Origin of the sequence: Pseudomonas sp. NPDC089401, from assembly GCF_044749485.1 — a bacterium.
GTDB lineage: Bacteria > Pseudomonadota > Gammaproteobacteria > Pseudomonadales > Pseudomonadaceae > Aquipseudomonas.
In genome coordinates, this window is sequence record NZ_JBIVIA010000003.1 from 503,365 (window position 1) to 527,551 (window position 24,187).

Here is a 24,187-nt window from a genome sequence, read left to right on the forward strand (position 1 = left end):
CCAGGTGAATTATATAGCCATTCCAGCGAGGAGACCCGCCATGAAGATCGCCAGTTTCGATGTCGACGCGCAGAACGGCTTCACCCGCAACGCGCCCCAGGAGTTGCCGGTGCCTGAGGGCAACGAGATCGCCCCGGACCTCAACGCCATGGCCCAACGCGCCGACCTGCGCCTGGGCAGCAAGGACGCGCACCCGGCCAACGCCGCGTGGGTGGTCGGGGAACCTGCGCAGATGCTGCAGCCGCTGGCCCTGGCCAACGCCGACCTGACCTGGGTCAGCCACTGCGTCCCCGGCACCCCGGGCTTCGAACTGCTGCCCGGCCTGCCCGCCCCGATCGACTACGACTTTTTCGTCTGGAAAGGCGTCGAGCCCGACCTGCACCCCTATGGCGCCTGCTATCACGACCTGGCCGAACGCCGCTCCACCGGGGTCATCGAATACCTCACGGTGCAGCAGGTGGGCGCGGTGATCGTCGGCGGCCTGGCGTTGGACTACTGCGTCAAGACCACTGCCCTGCAACTGCGTCGCGCCGGCTTCCCGGTGCTGCTGTACCTGCCGGCCTGCCGCGCCCTGACCCAGGAAGGCGCGATCAGCGCCTGCGGCGCACTGGCCGCCGAAGGGGTGATCCTCTGCGGCGACGAGGCCGCACTCGACTACCAGCTTTCACGGATCAAGGAAGACCGCCCATGAGCGACAGCGTTTTCGGCCCACGGATCATCCAGAACCTGCTGGACACCGATTTCTACAAGATCACCATGATGCAGGCGGTGCTGCACAACTACCCCAACGCCGAGGTGGAATGGGAGTTCCGTTGCCGCAACGGCGAAGACCTCTCCCCTTACCTGGCAGAGATCCGCTACCAGGTCGAACAGCTGGCCGACGTCAGCATCACCCACGACCAGCTGGCCTACCTGGAGAAGATCCCGTTCATCAAGCCAGACTTCATCCGCTTCCTCAGCCTGTTCCGCTTCAACCTGCGCTACGTGCAGATCGGCCTGGACGACTCGGGGCAGTTGGCGATCCGCGTGCGCGGCCCGTGGCTGCACGTGATCCTCTACGAGATCCCGTTGCTGGCGATCATCAGCGAGGTGCGCAACCGCTACCGCTATCGTGACGTGGTGATCGAACAGGTCGGCGAACGCCTGTACCAGAAGCTGGACTGGCTCAAGGCCGAAGCCAGTGCCGACGAGCTGGCCGGCGTCCAGCTGGCCGACTTCGGCACACGCCGGCGCTTTTCCTACCGGGTGCAGGAAGAAGTCGTGCACATTCTAAAGCGCGACTTCCCCGGCCGTTTCGTCGGCACCAGCAACGTGCACCTGGCCCGCGAGTACGACCTCAAGCCGATCGGCACCATGGCCCACGAATGGTTCATGGCCCACCAGCAGCTCGGCCCGCGCCTGGTCGACAGCCAGGCCGCGGCGCTGGAATGCTGGGTGCGGGAATACCGCGGGTTGCTGGGCATCGCGTTGACCGACTGCATCACCATGGACGCGTTCATGGGCGATTTTGATCTGTACTTCGCCAAGCTATTCGACGGGCTGCGGCACGACTCGGGAGATCCGCTGCTGTGGGCGGAGAAAGCGATCGCCCACTATGAACGGCTGGGGATCGACCCGAAGGGCAAGACGCTGATCTTTTCCGATGGGCTCGACTTCGCCAAGGCGCTTGAGCTGTACCGGGCCTTGCACGCGCGGATCAATGTCAGCTTTGGCATCGGCACGCGGCTGACCTGCGATATTCCCGGGGTGGAGCCGATGAATATCGTGATCAAGATGACCGGGTGCAATGGGGCACCGGTGGCGAAGATTTCCGATAGCCCGGGGAAGACGCAGTGCCGGGATGAGAATTTTGTGGCTTATTTGAAGCATGTGTTCAAGGTGAATTGAAGTCACCGGTACGGAGCTCTTCGCGGGTAGACCTGCGTCTCCAGTGAGTCTGCGCAGGTTTGAGAAGCGGGGGGCAAAGTGAAAACTCCTACAATGATTTAGGAACTGGAGAACTCCTCTAAGAATTGATTCCCCTTTAGTGTTCGAGGCCTGGCTTAAACGAGTCCGAACACTAATGCACCGTTGGCCGGCATGTCCATGCCGCAGACGGGGAAAGAGGAATTCCAATGCCCAGGCAGAATGATTCAGACAACAAGAATGCCACTACGGCAAGTGCCAATCACCAGATAAACGAATACAACGCCAAGTCCATGCTCGAATCTTCGGCATGGAGCGTCCCCCCTTCTCATCACTCATCAGAAAGCCTTCCCGAATTTTCGGCCATTCCCGAAGACTACCCAGGCGATCCCGATTTCCAGCTGCGTAGCAAATTCATGAACCCCATGTGCGGCGCAGCCATGCCTCTGATCGGGCTGGCGATGCGCCTGGACACGCTGGAAAAGCTCGACGACATGGCTGAACTGCATCGCCGGGTGCACATCAGCATCGATAACCTCGTGGCGGAAATGAACCAGCTTCGCTATGAGCCCGCGCAGGTTTCTGCCTACTCGTACGCGCTGTGTCTGTTCCTCGATGAAACCGTGATGCGCAGACCATGGGGCAGGCATTCACTGTGGAGCCATCGATCGATGTTGGGGGAATTTCACGGCGACACCCATGGCGGCGAAAAAATTTTCACCCTGCTGGCCCGAATGGAACAAGAGCCCAAACGATTCAAGGACGTGCTGGAGTTCATTTACCTGGTCTTGTGCATGGGCCTGAAGGGCAAGTACGCACTCGCACCCGATGGCGACACCGCGCTGCAAGCCCACATCACCCGATTGCACAAAAGCATCCGCGAGTTGCGCGGCCCTTTGCCGGCGCTATTTCAGGATGCGTCGAACAATGTGGCGCCGCACAAATTCCGCATGCGGCGTTTGTGGCCATGGTGGAGCCCGATATTGATTGCCGCCGGTGTTATTGCGGCGCTGTACGGTTACTACAGTTGGCGCCTGCAACTGATCACTGGCGAAGTGCTGGATTCGCTCAACCGCATCTTGCAGCAGTAACTCTGCGCTTGCCTGAAATGCCCTGCCTTAGCACATCGTTTCTGGAGCCAACATGCCTAGACAGTCCGATCTGCGTTACAGCTTCGAACCCCTGGCCGCGCGCATCGACCTCGAGGTGGTGTCGTTCGAACTGCTGGAAGCCCTGAGCGAACCCTTCCAGCTGAAACTGGAGCTCATCAGCTTCGACGACGACATCGATTTCGGCCAGTTGCTCGACAAGCCCGCCCTGTTCACGATCTACAACGGCGATCGCCCGGTGCGCTACGTGCACGGCCTGGTCAGCAGCTTCCGCCAGGGCGACAGCGGCTTTCACCGCACCCATTACCACGCCGTCGTCGAGCCCCAGCTGGCCCGCGCGGGGCTGCGTTCGAACTGGCGCATCTTCCAGCAGAAAACCGTCCCGCAGATCCTCGAACTGATGCTCGAGCGCCAGGGCATCCTGCGCTACGAACTGGGCAGCAGTTTCGATCACCAAGTCCGCGAATTCTGCGTCCAGGCCGGCGAAACCGACCTCGCCTTCATCGCCCGCCTCGCCGGCGAGGAAGGCTTCGTCTACGGCTTCGAGCACAGCGCCAAGGAACACAAGCTGCTGATCACCGACCGCCTGCTGTCGCTCGGGCTGATCAGCCGCGGCACGATCGAGCACGAAGACGAGGACGAAGGTTTCTTCGAGGCCGAAGCCGAAGACGACATCGGCCGCAACCACGTGCTGTACCACCACAACAGCGGCGGCGACCAGGCCAGGCCCTGCCTGTGGCGCCTGCACTACAGCGAGAACGTGCGCACCGCCCGCCAGGCCCAGCGCGACTACACCTTCACCCACCCCGCCTATCGCCTCGACCAGCGCGCCGACGTCATGGGCGAGGTGCACCAATCCAAGGACTACGAGCGCTTCGACTACCCGGGGCGCTACAAGCGCGAGGCGGTCGGCATCCCCTTCACCGAAACCCGCCTCACCGGCCTGCGCCACGATGCGCGCATCGCCGAAGTGACCGGTGACGACGTGCGCCTGCAGCCCGGCCAGGCCTTTACCCTTACCGGCCACCCGCGCGAGGACCGCAACGTGCTCTGGCGGGTGACCCGGGTCAGGCACGAGGGCAGCCAGTTCACCAGCCTGCAGGACGCCTGCGCCGACGCCAAGCAAGGCACCCACTACGAGCAGAGCGCGGTGCTGGTCCCGGGCATGGCCGAATGGCGCCCCGCCCCCCTGCCCCGCCCGCGCGTCGACGGCCCGCACATGGCCACCGTGGTCGGCCCGCCCGGCGAGGAAATCTTTTGCGACCAGTGGGGCCGGGTCAAGGTCAGCTTCCCCTGGGACCGGGAAAGCAACAGCAACGAATTCAGCTCCTGCTGGGTGCGCGTGTCGCAAGGCTGGGCCGGCGGCAGCTGGGGCTCGATGGCCATCCCGCGCATTGGCCAGGACGTGATCATCCAGTACGTCAACGCCGACCCCGACCAGCCGATGATCACCGGGCGCACCTACTGCGGCGACCAGCTGCCGCCGTACGACCTGCCCGAACACAAGACGCGCATGACCATCAAGAGCCAGACCCACAAGGGCGATGGCTTCAACGAGCTGCGCTTCGAGGATGAACTGGGGCGCCAGGAGGTGTTCATCCATGCCGAGCGCGACCAGAACAACGTGGTCAAGCACGATGAGACCACGCAGGTCGGGCGTAACCGCGTCGAGCAGGTCGGCAATGACGAGCAGTTGAAGGTGGGCAACGACCTGACCCAGGATACCGGCCGCGACCGCACCCAACGGGTCGGGCGAACCTGCCAGGTAGAGATAGGCCACGACCTGATCGAGCAGATCGAGAATGATCATCGGGAGACCACCGGCGCCAATCACCACATCGCAATCGGCGGGCAGAGCGACCTGCTCGTCAAAGGGCGACAACACATCAACATCGGCGGGGGCGTAAACCAGCAAACCACGCTCTACCAGCTACAGGTCAGTGAACGCATCGAGTTCAGAAGCCCCGGCGGCAGCATCGTGCTGGATCAGCAAGGCATCACCCTGAACGGACTGACCCTCACGCTGCTCGGCCCGACCCAGGCGACCTCGGAGGGGGCGGGAAATGCGCTGGAGCAGGATCTGCTTGCCAATGACAGCGGCGGCTGCGAGGAAACAGGCCGATGAACAGCGAAGCCTTGTTCAAGCTCATCAGCGAACACCGTCGCCCAGAGCAGTACTGTTACGTGCTGCTGGACCCACTTGCGATTCCTGAGAAAAGCGAACATTCGTTACTTGCATACCTGAAGCCGGTATTGGGTGACCGTGCGATGACCCCGGTGCCTCGGGCCGACCTGCCCCGTGCGCCACATCTGCATCCGGTGCTCGCATGCTTGAGTTCTCCCGGCAGCTCACCTTGCCCATCGATTCTGCAACTGACGGCGCAGGCTGCCGAGCAAGACATGCGACGGCGCAAGCGTCACGTTTGCGGCTGGCTGCTCAGCGAGGCGCCCCTCTCGGCGATTGCTGCGCACCTGGCCGCACTGTGTCATTTGCCCGACCCGTCCGGGGCAACCACCTTCCACCCGGTGTACGAGCCGTTACGCCTGGAACTGCTGGCTGCGTTGTTCGATCGTGTGGAGCAGGGGCCATGGTGGCCGATCGAACGCTGGGTATTCCTGACCAGCGGCGGCAGCCTGGCGGGGCTGAAAGGCCAGCCACACGCGAGACGCGGCCTGCCTGCGGGCGCCATCAGTGTCCAGCGGGACATCGCGCTAATCGAGAAGATAGTTGCCATCTGGAAAACATCACCTCTGCTGCCTGGCACGATCCAGGCGCCTTTGATGCCTCCATTCGCAGCGGTACGTGCCTCCAATCACATCAACGATGCGCGCAAGCTCGGCCTGAGCGCTGAGGAAGACATCGAAGCGCTAGCCCTGCACCTGCTGTGCCTGCATCCGCAACTGCACACCCTCAAGGCCGTACGCGACATGATCAATGCGGCCATTGAGCAGCAAACCCCGCTGATCGCTCAGCTGGCACGCTATTGCGACTCGACCTGGCAGCGCCTGATTGCCCCCCTGCCCCGATCAGAGGCCTACCCATGAGCTTCAGTCAGAATATCGCCAACCTGATGGCCGAAACCGATTTCCTCCTCACCCCCTGCAAGGCCTGCCAACGCCAGGGCCTGCCCATCCTCCCCCTGCGCCAGGCCGTGGTGCCCGACACCCGCCCCGGCAGCGACCCCGCCACGCAAACCCGCATCGGCCTGCGCACACTGCGCAGCGGCTACCTCTATGTGCTACTCGACCAACGCATCTGGCACGCCTACGAAGTCACCGCCCAAGGCCACCTGCGCCAGTTCAATCCCTACGAACCCAACCCGGGCCCGCCGCCCTCGCTGCCTGAACATTGCATGCACGAGGACCACGACATCCCCTCGTCCTTTCTCAACATCGACACCGATACCTACGGCTCGGCCTGGCTGGCGTTCTCCAGCGATCCCTGGCCGGTCAGCGTGCTGCAGGCCTACCGCAGTGGCCAATACCCTGCGCAGCGCTTCGAGGGAGTGGACCTGGTCCAGGCGCGCAGCAACCCCGAACTGCTGGGCCTGGCCATGACCCCGGACAATCTCCAGGTCGATCGCCAGGTGTTCGAATACGCCCAGCAGCTCAATGGCCCGTTCGACAGCGCCCACGGCTTCCACAGCCGCTTCCTGCGCCAGACCGCCCTGCGCGGTTACCTGGTCAACGCCATTGCCCGGCACAAACTGGAGAACGGCGTGCTGGCGGTGGTGCTCGACGACACTGTCGGCCTGGTCCAGGAGTTCAACCACCAGCGCCTGAACTGGGTGGTCAAGCGCCAGGCCTGGCGCGAAGACCCACTGCGTGCCTACCAGCTGCAGACTTCGCAGATCTTGCAGATCATCCGCGCTACCCAGCGCGAGCAGGCCGCGCAGAAAGTGCCGACGTTCGAGCCACAGGCCGGCGATGGGCCGCCGGTGTTTACCGATCCAGAAGTGGAACGCCAGCGGGTTGTCGAGATGAGCCAGCAGGAGAGCGACGAAAAGCTTGAGGAACGCTACGACGAACCTCGACGTGCGGCGTTCCAGGCTGAATACGATCAGGAAGAAGCCCGCTTCCAGGCCTATATCGACCGGCATGCCGGCGCCTACGCGAAGTTCTGCGAAAGCGCGTTGTTTGCGCTGATCGAACGGCACGACTACGACGGCCGCAACCGCGAATCGGGTATCGCCTACAGCAAGACCATGGCAGCCTGTTGCGCGGGCAGTATCACCGAAGCCCCCATCGCCAGCGTCGAACCCTCACCCCCGGCTCCCGGCACCAGCGAGGCCTTGTGGCTGAAATGGCTGCAAGACCCGAACAGCCCGCCCTACCGTGCCCTGCTGCTACGCGATCAGCCCCTGATGGCAGCGCTTTTGCCAACCTTCTCGCAGACCGAACCGACCCAATGGAATGACAGCGAAAAGCTCTACACCGCCTTGAGCAAGCTAATCGCCAGTGATGACATCGGTTTCCGGCTGCGCGACTCCCTGAAGCAGGCCATCACCGAACTGCAGAGCTCGGTCAATGCCGCCAGCCAGCGCCTGCAGGCGCACCTCGCCCCCGGCATCCAGCACGCCGTGCGGCACCTCAACAGTGCCAGCCAACGGGTCTACAACGGTGTGCACCTGATCGAGTTGCAGGTGCAGATGAAGCTGGGCGAGTACTACGCCCTGCAAAGTGCACACTTGCGGGAAATGCAGAACAGTGCCAGCGAAAAACTCGCCAAGGCGCGGGCAGAAATGATGCCGTCCCTCGACGAGCTGAAAGCGGGCGTGCAGAACGAAGTCCGCAAGGTCAAACCGATCATCCAGACCGGCCTGTTGAGCCTGGCCGTGCTCGACCCGAAAGTCGCGCACAGCGTGATTCAAGTCAGTGTCTGGGTCGAGGGTACGGCGCATGAACTGCACGAGCGATTGGCCAGGGAAATGAAGCTCAATGTCGATCAACTGAACGATGCCACGAAGATGGCGTTGGTGGACATCACAGTTGCGGCGGGGACGCTGGAGCTGGATGCGCGAAAGACACTGAATGGCATGAGGATCAGTGCGGGGCACGCTTCACAGTTGGTGCGTCAAAGTTTCACTGGGTTGCGGGGAACGGGAAAAGGCTGGGAGTTGCTGCTATCCCTGGGCGGGCTGTATTTATTGAACGATAGCCTTGGCAAGAACCTGAAAAAAGCGGAAGAGGCGATGGGGCCAAAGGCCGATGAAGCCATGCTGGCGCTCTATGGGGCCAAGCTGGGAATTATTGGCGGCGGTATAGAGTTGGTTGGGCTTGTGATGCCACGTAAGGCAAGCACCAGCAATCACATGTCTCTTGGTCGTAGCATTGCCAGAATTGGCGGCGTACTTAATGCCGCCGCGGGCCTCTTTGAGGCAGCACAGGCAATCACTGCTTACAACCGTACCAACAAAGCCGGAGATACGACGGCTGCCAAGTATTATTTCGTCGGTTCAGCTGCTAATGTTATTGCCGCTGCCGCTGCTGTTGTTGGAGTGTTCAATCCGTTAGCTCTAAAAGCCATTGGAATCGCCATCATATCGAGCTTAGTCGCTTACATACTGAACAAAATGGCCGAAAAGAACGAGTCAAGCGCCTTGGAACTATGGGCTAGGCGTTGTTACTTCGGTAATGCCAACGAAACACCACGCATACACTGGGATTCTCCAAACCACGCAGACATCGCGCTTGCGGCGCTGAACGCAGCGACACTGGGCATAACAGGCGGGCTAAAATTCGATACCGTTATTGATAATAACCTCAGCAACACTAAAATTGGGGTACCCATCGACCTACAGAGCTTTTTAAAGTTTCGATTAGCGCTCCCAAATTTCAACAGGTCGTCTGCGGGCTATCAATGGAGTCTCCTGATCCATAGGCATGGCGATGGAGCCCCGCCGCATCACGTTGGCGGTGAAGTAATCACATCACAACAACATTTCCCACCGATACTCAGACCCGTCAACGCCAGGCGAGCGTCACTAAAGCCATTGAAAGCCACCAACAAAATCGACTACAAACTTGAGACTTTGAAAATCAGCGAAAGTCTTCAACCTCTCCAACCAGAGAACAATCAATCGACAATAAATTTTGCAGGCCAAATTGAGTTAACTCAAGATACCGGGAGGCACAATATCATGTCAGCCTCCCTGACCATTACATACTGGCCTGACCGCAGCATCCCGGAGGCCTATGCCGAACTCACGTTCCAGGAGAATAACTGATGAACGAACCTGATCGAGGCCTAGGTTGGAAATACGACCTACCCTCCCCTAACACGGAAGCAAGCATTGACTCTATCACTACAGTGCCACCCCGCGTGTTGTCCGACATGAATGAAAATTACCTCGAGCTATCCCGAGCCACCTTGAAACTCAGAGGCGGCTGGATTGTTATAGGCGTGGTGATATCAATTATGTTTCTAACCGGCCCAGTCAGTTTATTTGGCCACTTCCCACTCAAACCAAATCTGGCAGGACTGAAAGAACTTTTTTTAGATATTTTCTTCCATGCCTTTTTCTTCCTTCTCCTGGCCCCTTCCATCCGAATGGATCTTGGCTTCCCTAAAAACGAACCCATCCGATTCAACCGACAGCGCCGAAAGGTCTACTTCTATCAGTTCAGATTCAACCTCCTCAATCCATTCGGCAAAAAAAACTGGGGCGTGAAGCCCGTGGCTTACGACTGGGATGACCTCACCCTCGAGGCATACCGCATCTATGCACCCATGGGGTACGGCGGGCTCAAGGAAGAAGTAAAGATCTCGATCTGCAAACCTGGCACCCACGAAGTAATCGACCGCGTGTTCTTTACCGACGACATAGAGCAAGGGGAGCATTGCTGGGCCATCGTCAGACTTTTCATGCAACAAGGTCCCGAAGCACTTCGCGACGTCCTCCCCCACTCCAGTAACGGGGATGAGATCCCAACTCCCAACCCTGCGGTGAAAGCAGTTTTCCGCAATCCCTTTGATCACTTGGCCCCCGAAGTCCAATGGCCCGCCGAAATGGACCTCGAATCGCGCACCGCACCGACCCCAGGAAAACAATCAAACGACAATAATTTTTGCAGGCCAAATTGAGTTAACTCAAGATACCGGAAGGCACAATATCATGTCAGCCTTCCTGACCATTACATAGTAGCCGGACCGTAGCATCTCGGAAGCCTATGCCGAACTCACGTTCCAGGAGAATAACTGATGAACGAACCTGATCGAGGCCTAGGTTGGAAATACGACCTACCCGCCCCTAACGCCCAAGCAAGCATTGACCCCAGAGTTAGAGAGTCACTCCGTGTTTTAACTGAAATAAATGAAAATTACCTCGAGTTCTCCCGAGTCACTTTAATACTCAGAGGTGGATGGATCATTACAGGCGCACTGATATCCCTTATAGCTATAGCAGGTGCAATCGACTTATTAAATTACTTCCCACTTAAACCAAACTTGGCAGGACTGAAACGAGCTCTCACATATATCCTCTTCTCCGTACTCCTGTTCTGCCTCCTCGCCCCTCACATCCGAATGGATCTCGGCTTCCCTAAAAACGAACCCATCCGATTCAATCGACAACGCCGAAAGGTCTACTTCTATCAGTACAGATTCAATCTCCTCAATCCATTCGGCAAAAAAAGCTGGGGCGTGAAGCCCGTGGCTTACGACTGGGATGACCTCACCCTCGAGGCATACCGCATCTATGCTCCCATGGGTTACGGTGGGCTCAAGGAAGAAGTAAAAATCTCGATCTGCAAACCTGGAACCCACGAAGTAATCGACCGTGTGTTCTTTACCGACGACATAGAGCAAGGGGAGCACTGCTGGGCCATCGTCAGACTTTTCATGCAACAAGGCCCAGAAGCACTTCGCGACGTCCTCCCCCCCTCCAGTAACGGGGATGAGTTCCCAACTCCCAACCTTGTGGAGAAAGCAGTTTTCCGCAATCCCTTCGATCGCTTGGCCCCCGAAGTCAAATGGCCCGCCGAAATGGATCTCGAATCCCGCACCGCCCCGCCCCCAGGAAAATAATCATGAAACCAGTCGTGCTGGTAGACCTAAGAGATCGCAACTCAGGAGAACAATTCATGAGCCTTCCTCATCGTGGAGCCGGCTGGAAATTTGATCTCCCTTCCCCGAAAGAATCGGCACCTCCGCAGGAAAGTACGAGCAATCTAGAACCGCCTCCAAATCGAATACATAGCAACTATCTGGAGCTCCCCAGATCAATCCTTTTATTTAGGGGTTACTGGCTAGTAATCGGCCCCATCCTACTATTCATCGTCACCATAGGAAGCACATTCTTACTCTACACGCATTTCACATCCTCACTCAAAATCAACCATGAGCTCACGACCGTATTGATTGCAATTCTTGTCGGGGCATTCGTATTGATAACCCCCTACATCCGCTTCGAACTAGAACTCCCACGCGACGAGCCAATCCGCTTCAACAGGCACCGTCGCAAAGTCTATTTCTATCAATACCGAATGGATCGACTTCACCCTTTCGGCCGCAAAAACTGGGGAGTAAAACCGGTTGCCTACAACTGGGATGATCTCACTGCCGAGGCTTACCGGATTTATGCGCCAATGGGTTACGGAGGCTTGAAGGAGGAAGTACGAATATCAGTCCGCAAACCCGGAACCGATGAGGTCATCGATCGCTTCTTCTTCACCGACGACATAGAAAAAGGCAAGCAGTATTGGGACATAGCAAGAGCATTCATGCAGCAAGGGCCCGAAGCCTTGCCTGAGTTCGTCAACCCGCCCTGGGACTGGAATGAGGGCATTCACTCCAATCCGTTCGATCAACGTGCCCCCAAAGTCCAATGGCCCGCCGAAATGGACCTCGAATCCCGCACTGCCCCCTCCCCAGGAGAACAACCATGAAACCCGTCGTACTGGTAGGCCACTCCCACACCTGCCCCCTCCACGGCAAAAGCGTCGTGGAAACCGGCAGTACCCACTACACCTTCAACGGCAAGGCCGTGGCTAGGGTCGGCGACCGCACAAGTTGCGGGGCAGTGATTGTCAGCGGGTCTGCGACTTGCCAGATCGAAGGCAAGGCCGTGGCGCGCGAGGGTGACCGGACCGATCATGGTGGCCATCTGGAGGAAGGTGATGCGGGCTGGCGACTCGAGTGACCCTACCTTTCAGCTGTCTTCTTGTTGCCCCAAACACAACTCCATGAACCGCGCCGCCGCCCGCGACGGCGTGGCGGCATGGGGCAGCAGAATGGAAAACCGCCGCACCAACGGCTCCGGCGCAATCCGAACCCGCCGCAGCACTCCGTCCTCGTGGCGGATCGACATCGCCGAAACAAAGCCAATCCCCATCCCCGCCCGGACTGCTTCCTTAACCCCTTCCACCCCGGCAATTTCCAGCGCCACGCGCATGGCCACGCCCTGCCGGGCAAACGCCCGCTCGACGATCTGCCGCACCCCGGAGCCACTTTCGCGCAGCACCAACGGATAGGCGCCCAGCGACGTCAAGGTTTGCTCACCGGCGTCAACCAACGGATGCCCACTCGGCACGATGGCGACGATCTCGTCCTCGCGCCACGCCGTCACGCCGGTGCCCAACGGCAACTCCTGCCCCGGTGGGCCCTCGATCAGGGCGATATCGACACTGGCCAACGCCGCGACGATTTCGGCCGTGTTGCCGTGGGAAGTGGTCACCAGCACTTCGGGGTACCGCGCGTGGAAGTCGGCAATCAGGTAGGGCAACAGGTAGCTGGCCGGGGTGGTACTGGCGCCGATGCGCAGGGTGCCGCGCTCCAGCCCGCGCATGGCCTCGCGCAGGGCCTGGGCCTGGCGGAAGGTTTCGCGCAGGCGCTCGGCATGGGCCAGCAGTTGCTCGCCAGCCGCGGTCAGCCGCACGCCGCGGCCGGCGCGTTGGTACAGGGGCTCGCCAAAGGCTTCCTGCAGCAGCTTGAGCTGGCCGGACACCGCAGGCTGCGACAAATGCAGGGCCTGGGCGGCATGGCTGATGTTGCCGTGCTCGGCCACGGTGGCGAACGTTATCAGCTGTTCTGGGGTCATGCTTGAAAAATATCAGCTTTACGGATACTTGCCATCCTAAATTACGATTTTTTATAAGCTTATAACCAGATTAACGTAGGCCATGTCGAAACACTTTTTCCGGAGGGCCCACATGGCCACGGTAACGTCCAACCCCACGCTGGCGCCCACCCTCTCCACCCGAGGGCGGCTCAACGGCATCCTGTTCGTCGCGCTGTTCGCGCTGGCGGTTACGCAACTGGCGGCCCTGCCCGCCATCGCCAACCTGGGCATCAGCCCGTTGATCGTCGGCATCGTCGCCGGTGCCCTGTACGGCAACGCCCTGCGCGATGGCGTGCCGGCCAGCTGGGCGGCCGGCATCAACTTCTCCGCCCGTGGCCTGCTGCGCATCGCCGTGGCTTTCTTCGGCCTGCGGGTGAGCCTGCAGGAGATCGCCGAAGTCGGCTGGTCGGGGCTGACGGTGTCGCTGCTGGTGGTCACCAGCACCCTGCTGATCGGCCTGTGGTGCGGCACCCGGCTGTTCAAGCTGGACCGCGACACCGCCCTGCTGACCGCCGCCGGCAGCGCCATCTGCGGCGCCGCCGCGGTACTGGCGTTCGAGTCGGCACTGCGCAGCGCGCCGCACAAGAGCGCCATGGCAGTGGGCAGTGTGGTGCTCTTCGGCACCCTGTCGATGTTCCTCTACCCGTTGGCGATCAATGCCGGCTGGCTGCACCTGGACACGATGGGCGCAGGCCTGTTCCTCGGCGGCACAATCCATGAAGTCGCCCAGGTGGTCGGCGCGGCGAGCAATGTCAGCCCCGAAGCCACGCACATCGCCACCATCGTCAAGATGACCCGTGTGATGCTGCTGGTGCCGGTGCTGCTGGTGGTCGGCCTGTGGATCAGCCGGGCGCGCCAGCCAGGCCAGGCACAAGGCAACGGCCGCATCGCCATGCCCTGGTTCGCCTTCGGCTTTCTCGCCCTGGTGCTGGTGAACTCGCTGCAGGTGCTGCCGGGCAGCGTGACCCAGGCGGTCAACGGCCTCGACACCTTCGCCCTGACCATGGCCATGACCGCCCTGGGCATGGAGACCCGCTGGAGCCAGATCCGCCAGGCCGGCCCCCGCGCGCTGATCACCGGGGCCCTGCTCAACCTCTGGCTGGTCGGTGGCGGCCTGGCAATTACCCTGGGCGTGCAACGGCTTATGGGTTGACGCGCCGGGATCGGTATGGTGTTGTCTTGCAAGGATGTTTTTACCTGCACAGGAAAGACTTAGATGCCTCAACGCCATGTCATCAATGCATCCGTCAGCCCCAAGGGCAGCCTGGAGACGCTGTCGCAACGTGAAGTCCAGCAACTGAGTGAAGTCGGTACCGGTACCCTCTACACCTTGTTCCGCCAGTGCGCCCTGGCCATCCTCAATACCGGCGCCCATGTCGACAATGCCAAGACCATCCTCGAGGCCTACAAGGACTTCGAGGTGCGCATCCACCAGCAGGACCGCGGCGTGCGCCTGGAGCTGCTGAACGCCCCCGCCGACGCCTTCGTCGATGGCGAGATGATCGCCAGCACCCGGGAAATGCTGTTCAGCGCCCTGCGCGACATCGTCTACACCGAAAGCGAGCTGGCCAGCCAGCGCATCGACCTGGAAAGCTCCCAGGGCCTCACCGACTACGTCTTCCACCTGCTGCGCAACGCCCGCACCCTGCGCCCGGGCGTCGAGCCGAAAATGGTGGTGTGCTGGGGCGGTCACTCGATCAGCAGCGAGGAATACCAGTACACCAAGAAGGTCGGCCACGAGCTGGGCCTGCGCAAGCTGGACGTCTGCACCGGCTGCGGCCCTGGCGTGATGAAGGGGCCGATGAAGGGCGCCACCATCGCCCACGCCAAGCAGCGCATGCACGGCAGCCGCTACCTGGGCCTGACCGAGCCGGGCATCATCGCCGCCGAGGCGCCGAACCCGATCGTCAACGAACTGGTGATCCTGCCGGACATCGAGAAGCGCCTGGAAGCCTTCGTGCGGGTCGGCCACGGCATCATCATCTTCCCCGGCGGCGCCGGCACCGCCGAGGAGTTCCTCTACCTGCTCGGCATCCTCATGCACCCGGACAACCAGGCCCTGCCGTTCCCGGTGGTGCTGACCGGGCCGCGCAGCGCCGAGCCGTTCCTGCTGCAACTGCATGCCTTCGTCGGCGCCACCCTGGGCGAGGCGGCCCAGGGTCACTACAAGATCATCATCGACGACCCGGCCGAAGTGGCCCGGCACATGGTCGAGGGGCTCAAGGAGGTCAAGCAGTTCCGCCGCGAGCGCAACGACGCCTTCCACTTCAACTGGCTGCTGAAGATCGACGAGGGCTTCCAGCACCCGTTCGATCCGACCCACGCCAACATGGCCGAACTGGCCCTGCGCCGCGACCTGCCGCCCCATGAGTTGGCGGCCAATCTGCGCCGGGCGTTTTCCGGGATCGTCGCGGGCAACGTCAAGGACAAGGGCATACGCCTGATCGAGGAGCACGGGCCGTACCAGATCCGTGGCGATGCGGCGGTGTTGGAGCCGTTGGGGCGCCTGTTGCAGGCGTTTGTCGACCAGCACCGGATGAAGTTGCCGGGTGGGGCGGCTTATGTGCCTTGCTATCAGGTTGTGACCTGAGACCGTTGGGGCCGCTTTGCGGCCCTTTCGCGACACAAGGCCGCTCCTACAGGGACCGCGTCCTTCTGTAGGAGCGGCCTTGTGTCGCGAAAGGGCCGCAAAGCAGTCCCCGGCTATCTCACAGGACTGACCACGGTCCGGTCCACCAGCCGAATGCTGTCGCGGCCACCCCGCTTGGACTGGTACAACGCCACATCCCCCTGCTCGATCAACGCCGCCAGGCTCGCCGGCGGCTGATCGAACAGGTTGGCGCCAATGCTCAAGGTCACCGCCTGCGGCGTGGGCATCGCTTCCCGGGCAAACTGCTGGAACTGCTCACGCAGCAAGTCCCCCAACTCCACCACCCGCTCGCCACTCGCCGCACTGAGCAGGATCACGAACTCGTCCCCGCCCAACCGCGCCGCCAGCGAACGCTCCGGCAGCACCGCGCGGATCATCTCGCTCAAGGCGATCAGCAGCCGGTCCCCGGCGGCATGCCCATGCAGGTCGTTGACCAGCTTGAAGTTGTCGATGTCGATCAGCAGCAAGGCCCCAGGCCTGGCCGGGCACACTTCCTTGAGCAGGTGCGGCGCCCGTACCTCCAGCGCCCGGCGGTTGTACAGCGCGGTCAACGGATCGCGTGCGGCCAGCCGGGCGATGCGTTCTTCCCGGCGGTAACGCACGGTGCCGGTCATCGACAAGGCGATCAGCATGATCGCCATGGCCCCCTCGACCAGGGAAATCTGGATGATCAGGCCGCCGAAGGTCGCCAGGTCGATCAGCGTGCCGGGGGTGATCGCGATGATCGCCTTGGCCACATAGAACAGGCCATGGAGCAACAGCACATAGCGCAGCTGCACCGCCCCGACGCTCAGCGACTTGCCATGCGGGCGCAACAGGAAGCTGGCCTTGAGCGTCAGCAGCGCCACCAGCAGCGAGTTGACCATCAGCATGACCTTCGACCACTGCGGCCCCACCGGCAGCAGCAACAGGCCGAACCACACCAGCACGATGACCAGCCAGCCGCGAGACAGCCGCGACTGGGTGAAGCGCAACACGCCCATCAGGAAGAACCAGTGGGCGACTACCAGCAAGCCATTGGCGAACCAGATACCGATCAGCAGCAGGCCGATCCCGCGCAGCAGCGCCAGGGTCGAGCCGACGGTAATGGTGGCGAACCCTGCGCTCCACAACAGCAGCGAGGGTTCGCGGACACTGCGCCACTCGATCGCCAGGTACAGCGCAGCGGCGGCTGCCAGGGCGATGGTGATGGTCAGCATCGTGGGTGGATCGAGCGCCATAGATGAGTTGGCCTATCTGGTTAACGTGGAAAAGCGCGATTGTATGCGTTTGTCATGACTTTTCAGAGGGGCGGAGCGTCGCGTTGCACGCAAATGAATGTAGCTGTTCAAAGCGTGACGCGACCCGTGAACAGGCACAAACATGAGATTGTGGCGATTTGCCAGTCATTTCAGTTATCCTTCGCGGCCAAATTAATTCAAATTGTAAGGGACTACGATGAAACACCTGCGCCAGCTATTGGCGGCAGTGTTGCTCTGCGCAACCACTTTGCCCGCCATTGCCGCCAGCACTCCTGCGTCTGCACCCACCGCCAGCGAACAACCGCAGCTGACCGCCGAACAGTGGCTGGCCACGCTCAAGCCACAGCACGGCAAAATCACCCTGCCCAGCGGCATCGCCAGCCTGCAACTCAACAACGAGTTCTACTACCTGTCGCCGGACGACACCGAGCGCCTGCTGACCGAAGCCTGGGGCAACCCTCCGGGCCTCAAGACCCTCGGCATGATCATCCCGACCGCCGTCAGCCCACTGGCGGACAACGGCTGGGGCGTGATCATCAGCTACAAGGACGACGGCCACATTTCCGACGATGACGCCGCCAAGATCGACTACGCCGACCTGCTCGAGCAGATGAAGGCCGATGACGAGGAAGACAACAAGGAGCGGCGCAAGGAAGGCTATGCCGGCCTGACACTGCTGGGCTGGGCCGAGCCGCCGAGCTACGACCAGGCTACCCACAAGATGTACTGGGCACGAGAGTTGAAGGCCGAGGACGCCGACCAGACCACGCTGAACTACAGCATCCGCGTACTGGGCCGCGAAGGCGTGCTGGAGCTCAACGCCGTGGCGGCGATGGCCGACCTGCAGACCATCAAGCAGGAAACGCCGAAGATCCTCGCCTTCACCAACTTCACCGACGGCAACCGCTACGCCGACTACGACGCCAAGACCGACAAGCTGGCGCCCTACGGCCTGGCCGCCCTGGTCGCCGGTGGCATCGCCGCCAAGGCGGGCCTGTTCGCCAAGATCGGTGTTGCCCTGCTGGCGTTCAAGAAGTTCATCATCCTCGGCCTGGTGGCCATCGCCGGTTTCTTCGGCAAGCTGTTCAAGCGCAAGCGAGCCTGATGCTGGCCTAGCCTGTTCGACTGTAGGAGCGAGCATTGCTCGCGATGGGGCGCGCAGCGGCCCCCGGTTCTCAGCTTCGCAGCAAAGAGTGCCGGGGCTGCGTTGCAGCCCATCGCGAGCAAGCTCGCTCCTACGGGCCGCGTAACCCCGACGGCGGTACCGGCGACATCATTGTCCGGAGAGAAAAGTCACCAGTTGCCGCCCATGGGAACTGAGCTGCTCCCAGCTGCGAAAGCACAAGCGCAGTTCCAGGGTCGCCCAACGCTCCTCCAGCGCCACCCGCTGCACCGGCAATTCCTGCTCGGCGCGCATCGCCGCCGTCTCGGGCAGCATCGCGATCCCGGCCTCACGGGCCACCAACTGGGCGATCGCCTCGAAGCTTGGCGCCCGCACCCGGACCTTGAGCGGCCGCGCCAGGTTCAGCGCCAGGCCTTCGACAAAACGCTGCATCGGCCGCTCGTTGGGCAGGCAGATGAACGGGTAGCCCAGCGCATCCTCCAGACGCACCTGCTCGCGACCGGCCAGTGGGTGCTCAGCGGGTACCAGCAGCACCAGGCGCTCGGTGCGAAACGGCAAGGTGACCACGCCGGGATCGACCGTGGGGCTGTCATACACGCCAATCTCGCACTCACCGGCCAGCACGGCCCGCAGCACCTCGACACTCTTGTACTCGCTGAGTTGCAGGTCCACTTCCGGGTAATCTGCCAGAAACGGCCCAAGCACGGCGGGCAGCAAGGTGCTGTTGCTCACCGTGGAGGCCGCCAGGTGCAAGGTGAAACGCCGTTGGCCGGTCAGCTCTTCCAGGGTGTCCTGCAGCACCTGCGCCTGGGCCAGCACGCTACGGGCACCCTCGAGCACCAGGCGCCCGGCCGGGGTCGCCTGCATGCCTTCGGCGCTGCGGGTGAACAGAACCACGCCGGAGCGCGCCTCCAGCAGCCGCAGGCGATTGCTGGCAGCGGAAACCGCCACCGGAATGGTCGCTGCGGCCCTGCTCAGGCTGCCGCTGGCAGCAATGGCGAGCAGCAGGCGCAAGTCAGGCAGGTCAAAGTGCACGGGCCTTCTCCAAAAACGAATGGCATGTTCGATAAAAAGCGATTCTAGCGCGCCTGCGTTCTGATCAGAATAAGCCCTGCCCTCCCTTGTCACGGACTCCCCCATGAACGCATTGAGCCGCCTGATCCACCGCCAACTCCAGAGCGGCGCCCTGTACGCCGTGCTGGCCGCGCTGGGCTTCAGCTTCAAGGCCATCTTCGTCAAGCTCGCCTATGCCGCCGGCCCGGTCGACGCGATCAGCCTGCTGGCCCTGCGCATGGGCCTGTCGTTGCCGCTGTTCGCCTGGCTGGTGTGGGCCAGCCGGCGCCAGGCGAGCGTGCCACTGACGATGGGTGACGGCCTGCGCGTAGCCATACTCGGGCTGCTGGGCTACTACCTGTCCAGCCTGTTCGACTTCTATGGCTTGCAGTACATCAGTGCCGGCCTCGAACGCTTGATCCTGTTCACCTACCCCACCCTGGTGCTGGTGATCCAGGCCATCGCCCTGCGTGAACGGCCCAGCCTGCGCACGCTCTCGGCCATGGCCCTGTGCTACGCGGGGCTGGGCATCGCCTTCGTGCACGATGTCAGTGTCGCCGGGGCCGGCCAGCAGGTGGTGCTGGGGTCGCTGTGGGTGTTCGCCAGCGCGGTGACCTACGCGCTGTACTACTCCGGCACCGGGATGATGCTCAAGCGCATGGGCTCGATGCGCCTGGCCGGGCTTTGCGGCATGGCGTCGTCGCTGATGGTGCTGACGCATTACCTGCTGGTGGCGCCGGTCGGGCAACTGTGGCAGCTGCCGAGCGCGGTGTGGGTCAACGCCGCGTTGATGGCGGTGTTTTCAACGGTGCTGCCGATCTACTGGGTGGCGCTGGCGATCCAGCGCATGGGGGCGACCCACACCGCCGCGGTCGGCAACCTGGGCCCGGTGCTGACCGTGCTGGCGTCGTGGGCGATCCTCAGTGAAGAGATTTCGCTGTATCAGGTAGTCGGCCTGGCCGTGGTGCTGTTCGCGGTCTCGCGGCTCAAGCCGGGCAAGCGGGATGCCAAGGCCGACGCGCCTGGCGAGGCGCCGGCCCGCGCCTGATCACAGCACCCGCTTGATCAGCGGCTCCAGGCGGCTGTAGCGCAGGCGCCGGAGGAACTTGCGCACGTCCTTGGGGTGTTCGGCCTTCACCCCGAGGTCCTCGGCCGAAGCGATCTGCGGCGCATGCCGGCGAATCCCCTCCAGCTCCACGGCCCGGGGCACCAGCCATTGCCCCTGGGGGTCGTCGATCAGCAGGCCGTTTTCCAGGTCGAGGTTGAACCCGCGCGGGTTGAGGTTGTTGCCGGTCAGCAGCGAATAGCGCTGGTCGACCCACACGCCCTTGGCGTGGAAGGTGTGCCCCGGGTCGTTCCAGATCCGCACCAGCAGCTGGCCACAGGCGATCGCTGCGTGGCGCCGGCGGGCGAAGGCGCGCAGGTTGTCTTCGTACAGGTAGGGCAAGGCGCCGCTGGCGCTGAACGGCTCGCCGGGGGCGATGTAGAAGTCATTGGCGGTGCGGTGGCCGACGATCAGCTCGATGCGCACGCCCCGGTCCAGGGCATGGTCGATCTCGCGCATCACCACCCGCGGCGGGTTGAAATACGGTGTGCTGATGACGATCTGCGACTGGGCCGCCGCCAGCAGCGCGCACAAGGTGCGGTTGAGCGGGTTGCCGCGGCCGACCCCAAGCAGCGGCACCACCCGCAGGCCCTGCCCTGGCACGGCGGCGGGCGCGTCGTAGGCCATGCGCCGCAGCCGCGCGCGCAGGCGCCGGATGTCGCCGCGCAAGCCGCGCGCGGCGGGCACGTCCGGCAGGTCCAGGCGCGGCGTGGCGGTGGGGTGCAGCAGGCGCTGCACCAGGTCGACCATGGCGTCGGCCAGCGCTGGCGACTGGAACAGGTGGTAGCGGTCCAGGCGGTAACGGTCGAAACGGTGCAGGTAGACGTTGTTCAGGCTGGCACCGGTGTAGATCACGCAGTCATCGATGACGCTGCCCTTGAGGTGCAGCACGCCAAACAGTTCGCGGGTCTGCACCGGCACGCCGTGGATCACCACATCGAGCCCGCGCAGCTGGCGCTGGGCCTGGTACCAGGCGGCGTTGCCAGGCTGGCGGCCAGCACCGAGCAGGCCGCGACGGGCACGGAACCAGTCGACGACGATGGTGATCTGCAGCTCGGGCCGGGCGGCCTTGGCCTGGTACAGGGCATCGAGCACTTCCTGCCCCGCCTCGTCTTCCTGCAAATACAGGGCGACGATGACGATGCGCCGAGTCGCCGCCGCGATGCGCTCCAGCAGGCAGCTGCGGTAAGCCTTGGCATCGGGCAGCACCTGGATCGCCTGGGGGGCGATGGCAAAGCCTGGCAGTGCCGCGAGCATGGATTCGGGGTTCACGTACGATCACCTTCTGTGTGCGGTCAGGTCCATTCCGGGCCGTTGTGCCCGCGTGTAAGATCGGACGGGCAACATCCCATAACAACAAGAAACATGCGAGGCCGGTTTTTCCACTGCCCCAGACGAACTATGCCTCAGCTTGCACAGGAAGATCGCAATGGTCCACCCCGTGACATCAATGGTAACGCCTTCTCCGGTCAAGACCTTCGGCTTCCTGGTCCTGCCCAACTTCACCACCATCGGCCTGGCGTCGGCCGTGGAAACCCTGCGCATGGCCAACCTGGCGGCCCGCCGGCCCTTGTACCGCACCGTCCTGATCGCCGCCAGCCTGGAGCCTGTGACCGCCAGCAACGGCATGCGCGTGCTGCCCGACCATGGCCTTGGCGATGCCCCGCCGCTGGACGCCCTGTTCGTGGTCGGCGCCAACCCGATCGACCGCAGCCGCGCCACCCGGCCGCTGACCGACTGGCTGCGCCAGCTGGCCCGTCAGCAGGTGCCGCTGGGCGGGATCTGCACCGGCAGCTACCTGCTGGCCAAGGCCGACCTGCTCAAGGGCTACCGCTGCACTATCCACTGGGAAGACCTGCAGGTGCTGCAGGAGCACTTTCCCGGCATCGTCATCTCCAGCCAGCTGTTCGAACTGGACCGCGACCGCTACACCTGCTCCGGCGGCGTGGCGGCCATGGACATGATGCTGCAACTGGTCGCCCGCGAGGCCGATGGCCAGGCCATCGCCGCCAAAGCCGCCGAGCTGCTGCTGTGCGACCGCGTCCGCGGCGAGCGCGAACGGCAGCGGGTACCGCTGCGCACCTTGCTTGGCAGCGGCCAGCCGAAATTGAGCCAGGTGGTGGCGATCATGGAGGCCAACCTGGAAGAGCCCCTGGGGCTGGAGGAGCTGGCCAGCCTCAACGACGTGACCGTGCGCCAGCTGGAGCGGCTGTTCCACAAGCACCTGCAGCGCACGCCCAGCCAGTATTACCTGGAGCTGCGGCTGTCGCGGGCGCGGGAATTGCTGTTGCGCAGCGATGTGCAGGTGCGTGAAGTGGCGCTGGCCTGCGGGTTCAGCTCGCCGGCGCATTTTTCCAAGAGCTACAGCCGCTTCTTCGGCCTGTCGCCGCTGGGGGAGCGGCGGCAGGCCTCGCTTCACTAGTACCGTCTCAGTCTTTCAGCGCTGCATGTGCCGTCTCCCGGCACATCAGCATTGCCAGCAAGGCCACCAGCGCCGCCGCCAGCAGGTACCCGGCCGGCGCCAGCTTGTTGCCGGTGGCCTGGATCAACCAGGTGGCAATGAACGGTGCCGTGCCGCCGAACAAGGCATTGGCCAGGTTGAAGCTCAAGGCAAAGCCGCTGAACCGCACCCGCGTGGGGAAGATCTCCGCCAGCAGGCACGGCAGGGTCCCGTCGTTCATCGCCAGCATCGCGCCGAACAGGATCTGGATCGCCAGGATCACCAGCAGCGGCTGGCCATCGAGCAGCTTGAACAAGGGCACGGTCAGGCCCAGGAACAGCAGCGACGCCACCACCAGCATGGTCTTGCGGCCAAACTGGTCGGACAGCCGGCCCATGAGAAAGATCAGGCCGATGTAGGTGGCCAGCGACACCGTCGAGGCAATGAACGAATCGCGCTCGCTCATGCCCATTTCACTGGACAGGTAGGTGGGCATGTAACTGAGCAGCAGGTAGAAGGCCACCGCATTCAGGCAGGTGACGCCCAGCCCGATGGCCAGGCTGCGGCGGTGCTGGCCCAGCAGTTCGCGGATCGGCGCCGGCGCCATGCAGGCCTTGCTTTCCAGGCGCTGTTCCATTTCCAGGAACTTGGGCGTGTCCTGCAGGCTCATGCGGATGTAGCGGCCAACCAGGCCGAACGGCGCGGCAAGCAGGAACGGCAAGCGCCAGCCCCAGGCGTGCAGCGCTTCGCTGCTGAGCACCTCGTGCAGCACGACGACGAACGCCGCACCGAACAGCAGCCCCGCCGCCGTGCTGGCTGGCACGATGCTGGTGTACAGCCCGCGCCGCCCGGGTGGTGCATATTCGGCCAGGAAAGCCGCAGCGCCGGCGTACTCACCCGAGGCGGAAAACCCCTGTACCAGGCGGATCAGCAACAACAGGCAGGGCGCCCACAGGCCGATCTGCGCGTAGCCCGGCAACAGGCCGATGCAGAAGGTCGACAGCGACATGATCAGGATCGACCACGACAGGGCGTTGCGCCGCCCATGGCGATCACCGAAGTGGCCCCAGACCACGCCGCCCAGCGGGCGCACGAGGAATGACAGGGCGAACACCGCGAAGGTCGCCAGCAGGCCGCTGGTCTTGTCCGTTTGCGGGAAGAACGTGGTGGCGATGATGGTGGCCAGGTAGCCGTAGGCGGCGTAGTCGAACCATTCGACGAAGTTGCCCATGAAACTGGCCCGCGCGGCTTTGCGCAGGGCCTGGCGCTCGGCGCTGGGGGCGGCGCCGTCGAGGGTGGGTGCGTTCAGGGTGGTGCTGGACATGACGGGGACCCTCTGGTTTTTCTGGTCGGGGGCAGGGGCTAATGGTCATACGGTGATCTTGTTGTTGGCTGGGCGGGGGGGGGGGGGGGGGGGGGGCGCCCCCCCGCCGCCGGGGGGGGGGGGGTTTATTTTTTTTTTTTGGGGGGGGGGGGGCACCGCCGGGGTGTGTGGGGCGGGCG

The 24,187-nt window shown here is 62.8% G+C and carries 20 protein-coding genes; 15 read left to right on the forward strand and 5 right to left on the reverse strand.

Going from position 1 to position 24,187, the window contains the following annotated elements; all coding sequences use genetic code 11:
* The first annotated feature begins 40 nt into the window (after positions 1-40).
* The 10 genes from ACIP21_RS09670 (at position 41) to ACIP21_RS09715 (ending at position 12,154) form a co-directional block, all read left to right on the forward strand.
* The gene (locus ACIP21_RS09670) at positions 41-691 is read left to right on the forward strand and encodes a nicotinamidase (protein WP_400686789.1); all 651 of its coding nucleotides are present in this window, start codon (positions 41-43) and stop codon (positions 689-691) included.
* Positions 688-1,887 carry a nicotinate phosphoribosyltransferase gene (pncB, locus tag ACIP21_RS09675; RefSeq protein ID WP_400686791.1) on the forward strand — a complete coding sequence of 400 codons (1,200 nt, stop codon included), beginning with the start codon at positions 688-690 and terminating at the stop codon, positions 1,885-1,887. The genes ACIP21_RS09670 and pncB overlap by 4 nt, the downstream gene beginning before the upstream one ends.
* Positions 1,888-2,114: 227 nt before the next feature.
* Complete coding sequence (gene icmH / locus ACIP21_RS09680) at positions 2,115-2,996, forward strand: type IVB secretion system protein IcmH/DotU (RefSeq protein ID WP_400686793.1); 882 nt, start codon at positions 2,115-2,117, stop codon at positions 2,994-2,996.
* Positions 2,997-3,048: 52 nt separating this feature from the next.
* Positions 3,049-5,139 (forward strand): type VI secretion system Vgr family protein, encoded by a 2,091-nt coding sequence (locus ACIP21_RS09685; RefSeq protein ID WP_400686795.1) that lies wholly within the window; start codon positions 3,049-3,051, stop codon positions 5,137-5,139.
* The gene (locus tag ACIP21_RS09690; protein ID WP_400686797.1) at positions 5,136-6,059 is read left to right on the forward strand and encodes a hypothetical protein; all 924 of its coding nucleotides are present in this window, start codon (positions 5,136-5,138) and stop codon (positions 6,057-6,059) included. The genes ACIP21_RS09685 and ACIP21_RS09690 overlap by 4 nt, the downstream gene beginning before the upstream one ends.
* Positions 6,056-9,241 carry a T6SS effector BTH_I2691 family protein gene (locus ACIP21_RS09695; protein ID WP_400686799.1) on the forward strand — a complete coding sequence of 1,062 codons (3,186 nt, stop codon included), beginning with the start codon at positions 6,056-6,058 and terminating at the stop codon, positions 9,239-9,241. Before ACIP21_RS09690 ends, ACIP21_RS09695 begins: the two co-directional genes overlap by 4 nt.
* A complete protein-coding gene (locus ACIP21_RS09700; RefSeq protein WP_400686801.1) occupies positions 9,241-10,098 on the forward strand; it encodes a DUF6708 domain-containing protein in 858 nt (285 codons plus the stop codon). Before ACIP21_RS09695 ends, ACIP21_RS09700 begins: the two co-directional genes overlap by 1 nt.
* 117 nt (positions 10,099-10,215) lie before the next feature.
* Positions 10,216-11,040, forward strand: a complete 825-nt coding sequence (locus ACIP21_RS09705) for a DUF6708 domain-containing protein (protein WP_400686803.1) — start codon at positions 10,216-10,218, stop codon at positions 11,038-11,040.
* 2 nt (positions 11,041-11,042) lie between these two features.
* The gene (locus ACIP21_RS09710) at positions 11,043-11,900 is read left to right on the forward strand and encodes a DUF6708 domain-containing protein (protein ID WP_400686805.1); all 858 of its coding nucleotides are present in this window, start codon (positions 11,043-11,045) and stop codon (positions 11,898-11,900) included.
* Complete coding sequence (locus ACIP21_RS09715; protein ID WP_400686807.1) at positions 11,897-12,154, forward strand: PAAR domain-containing protein; 258 nt, start codon at positions 11,897-11,899, stop codon at positions 12,152-12,154. The genes ACIP21_RS09710 and ACIP21_RS09715 overlap by 4 nt, the downstream gene beginning before the upstream one ends.
* 9 nt (positions 12,155-12,163) lie before the next feature.
* Here ACIP21_RS09715 and ACIP21_RS09720 read toward each other — a convergent pair whose 3' ends face one another.
* Entirely contained in the window at positions 12,164-13,051 is an 888-nt protein-coding gene (locus ACIP21_RS09720) for a LysR family transcriptional regulator (RefSeq protein ID WP_400686809.1), read from the reverse strand.
* A 112-nt stretch (positions 13,052-13,163) separates the two neighbouring features.
* Between ACIP21_RS09720 and ACIP21_RS09725 the strand changes: the two genes are divergently transcribed.
* Together ACIP21_RS09725 and ppnN are read left to right on the forward strand one after the other, a co-directional pair.
* Positions 13,164-14,225 carry a YeiH family protein gene (locus ACIP21_RS09725; RefSeq protein WP_400686811.1) on the forward strand — a complete coding sequence of 354 codons (1,062 nt, stop codon included), beginning with the start codon at positions 13,164-13,166 and terminating at the stop codon, positions 14,223-14,225.
* A gap of 63 nt (positions 14,226-14,288) precedes the next feature.
* Entirely contained in the window at positions 14,289-15,662 is a 1,374-nt protein-coding gene (ppnN, locus tag ACIP21_RS09730) for a nucleotide 5'-monophosphate nucleosidase PpnN (RefSeq protein WP_400686813.1), read from the forward strand.
* Between the two features lie 113 nt (positions 15,663-15,775).
* Here ppnN and ACIP21_RS09735 read toward each other — a convergent pair whose 3' ends face one another.
* Positions 15,776-16,942 (reverse strand): GGDEF domain-containing protein, encoded by a 1,167-nt coding sequence (locus ACIP21_RS09735; RefSeq protein ID WP_400686815.1) that lies wholly within the window; start codon positions 16,940-16,942, stop codon positions 15,776-15,778.
* A 217-nt stretch (positions 16,943-17,159) separates the two neighbouring features.
* On the opposite strand from ACIP21_RS09735, the gene ACIP21_RS09740 reads away from it, so the two are divergent.
* Positions 17,160-18,068: a DUF2167 domain-containing protein gene (locus ACIP21_RS09740; protein ID WP_400686817.1), complete on the forward strand. Its 909-nt coding sequence runs from the start codon at positions 17,160-17,162 to the stop codon at positions 18,066-18,068.
* A gap of 168 nt (positions 18,069-18,236) precedes the next feature.
* On the opposite strand, the gene ACIP21_RS09745 is transcribed toward ACIP21_RS09740, so the two are convergent.
* Entirely contained in the window at positions 18,237-19,121 is an 885-nt protein-coding gene (locus ACIP21_RS09745; RefSeq protein ID WP_400686819.1) for a LysR family transcriptional regulator, read from the reverse strand.
* A 103-nt stretch (positions 19,122-19,224) separates the two neighbouring features.
* Between ACIP21_RS09745 and ACIP21_RS09750 the strand changes: the two genes are divergently transcribed.
* The gene (locus tag ACIP21_RS09750) at positions 19,225-20,187 is read left to right on the forward strand and encodes a DMT family transporter (RefSeq protein ID WP_400686821.1); all 963 of its coding nucleotides are present in this window, start codon (positions 19,225-19,227) and stop codon (positions 20,185-20,187) included.
* Here ACIP21_RS09750 and pssA read toward each other — a convergent pair whose 3' ends face one another.
* Complete coding sequence (gene pssA, locus ACIP21_RS09755; RefSeq protein WP_400686823.1) at positions 20,188-21,516, reverse strand: CDP-diacylglycerol--serine O-phosphatidyltransferase; 1,329 nt, start codon at positions 21,514-21,516, stop codon at positions 20,188-20,190. It abuts the gene before it with no gap.
* Between the two features lie 157 nt (positions 21,517-21,673).
* Here pssA and ACIP21_RS09760 point away from each other — a divergent pair, with 157 nt between their 5' ends.
* Positions 21,674-22,666, forward strand: coding sequence for a GlxA family transcriptional regulator (locus ACIP21_RS09760; RefSeq protein WP_400686825.1), 993 nt, complete (start codon positions 21,674-21,676; stop codon positions 22,664-22,666).
* A 7-nt stretch (positions 22,667-22,673) separates the two neighbouring features.
* Here ACIP21_RS09760 and ACIP21_RS09765 read toward each other — a convergent pair whose 3' ends face one another.
* Positions 22,674-24,008, reverse strand: a complete 1,335-nt coding sequence (locus tag ACIP21_RS09765) for an MFS transporter (protein ID WP_400686827.1) — start codon at positions 24,006-24,008, stop codon at positions 22,674-22,676.
* Positions 24,009-24,187 lie beyond the last annotated feature (179 nt).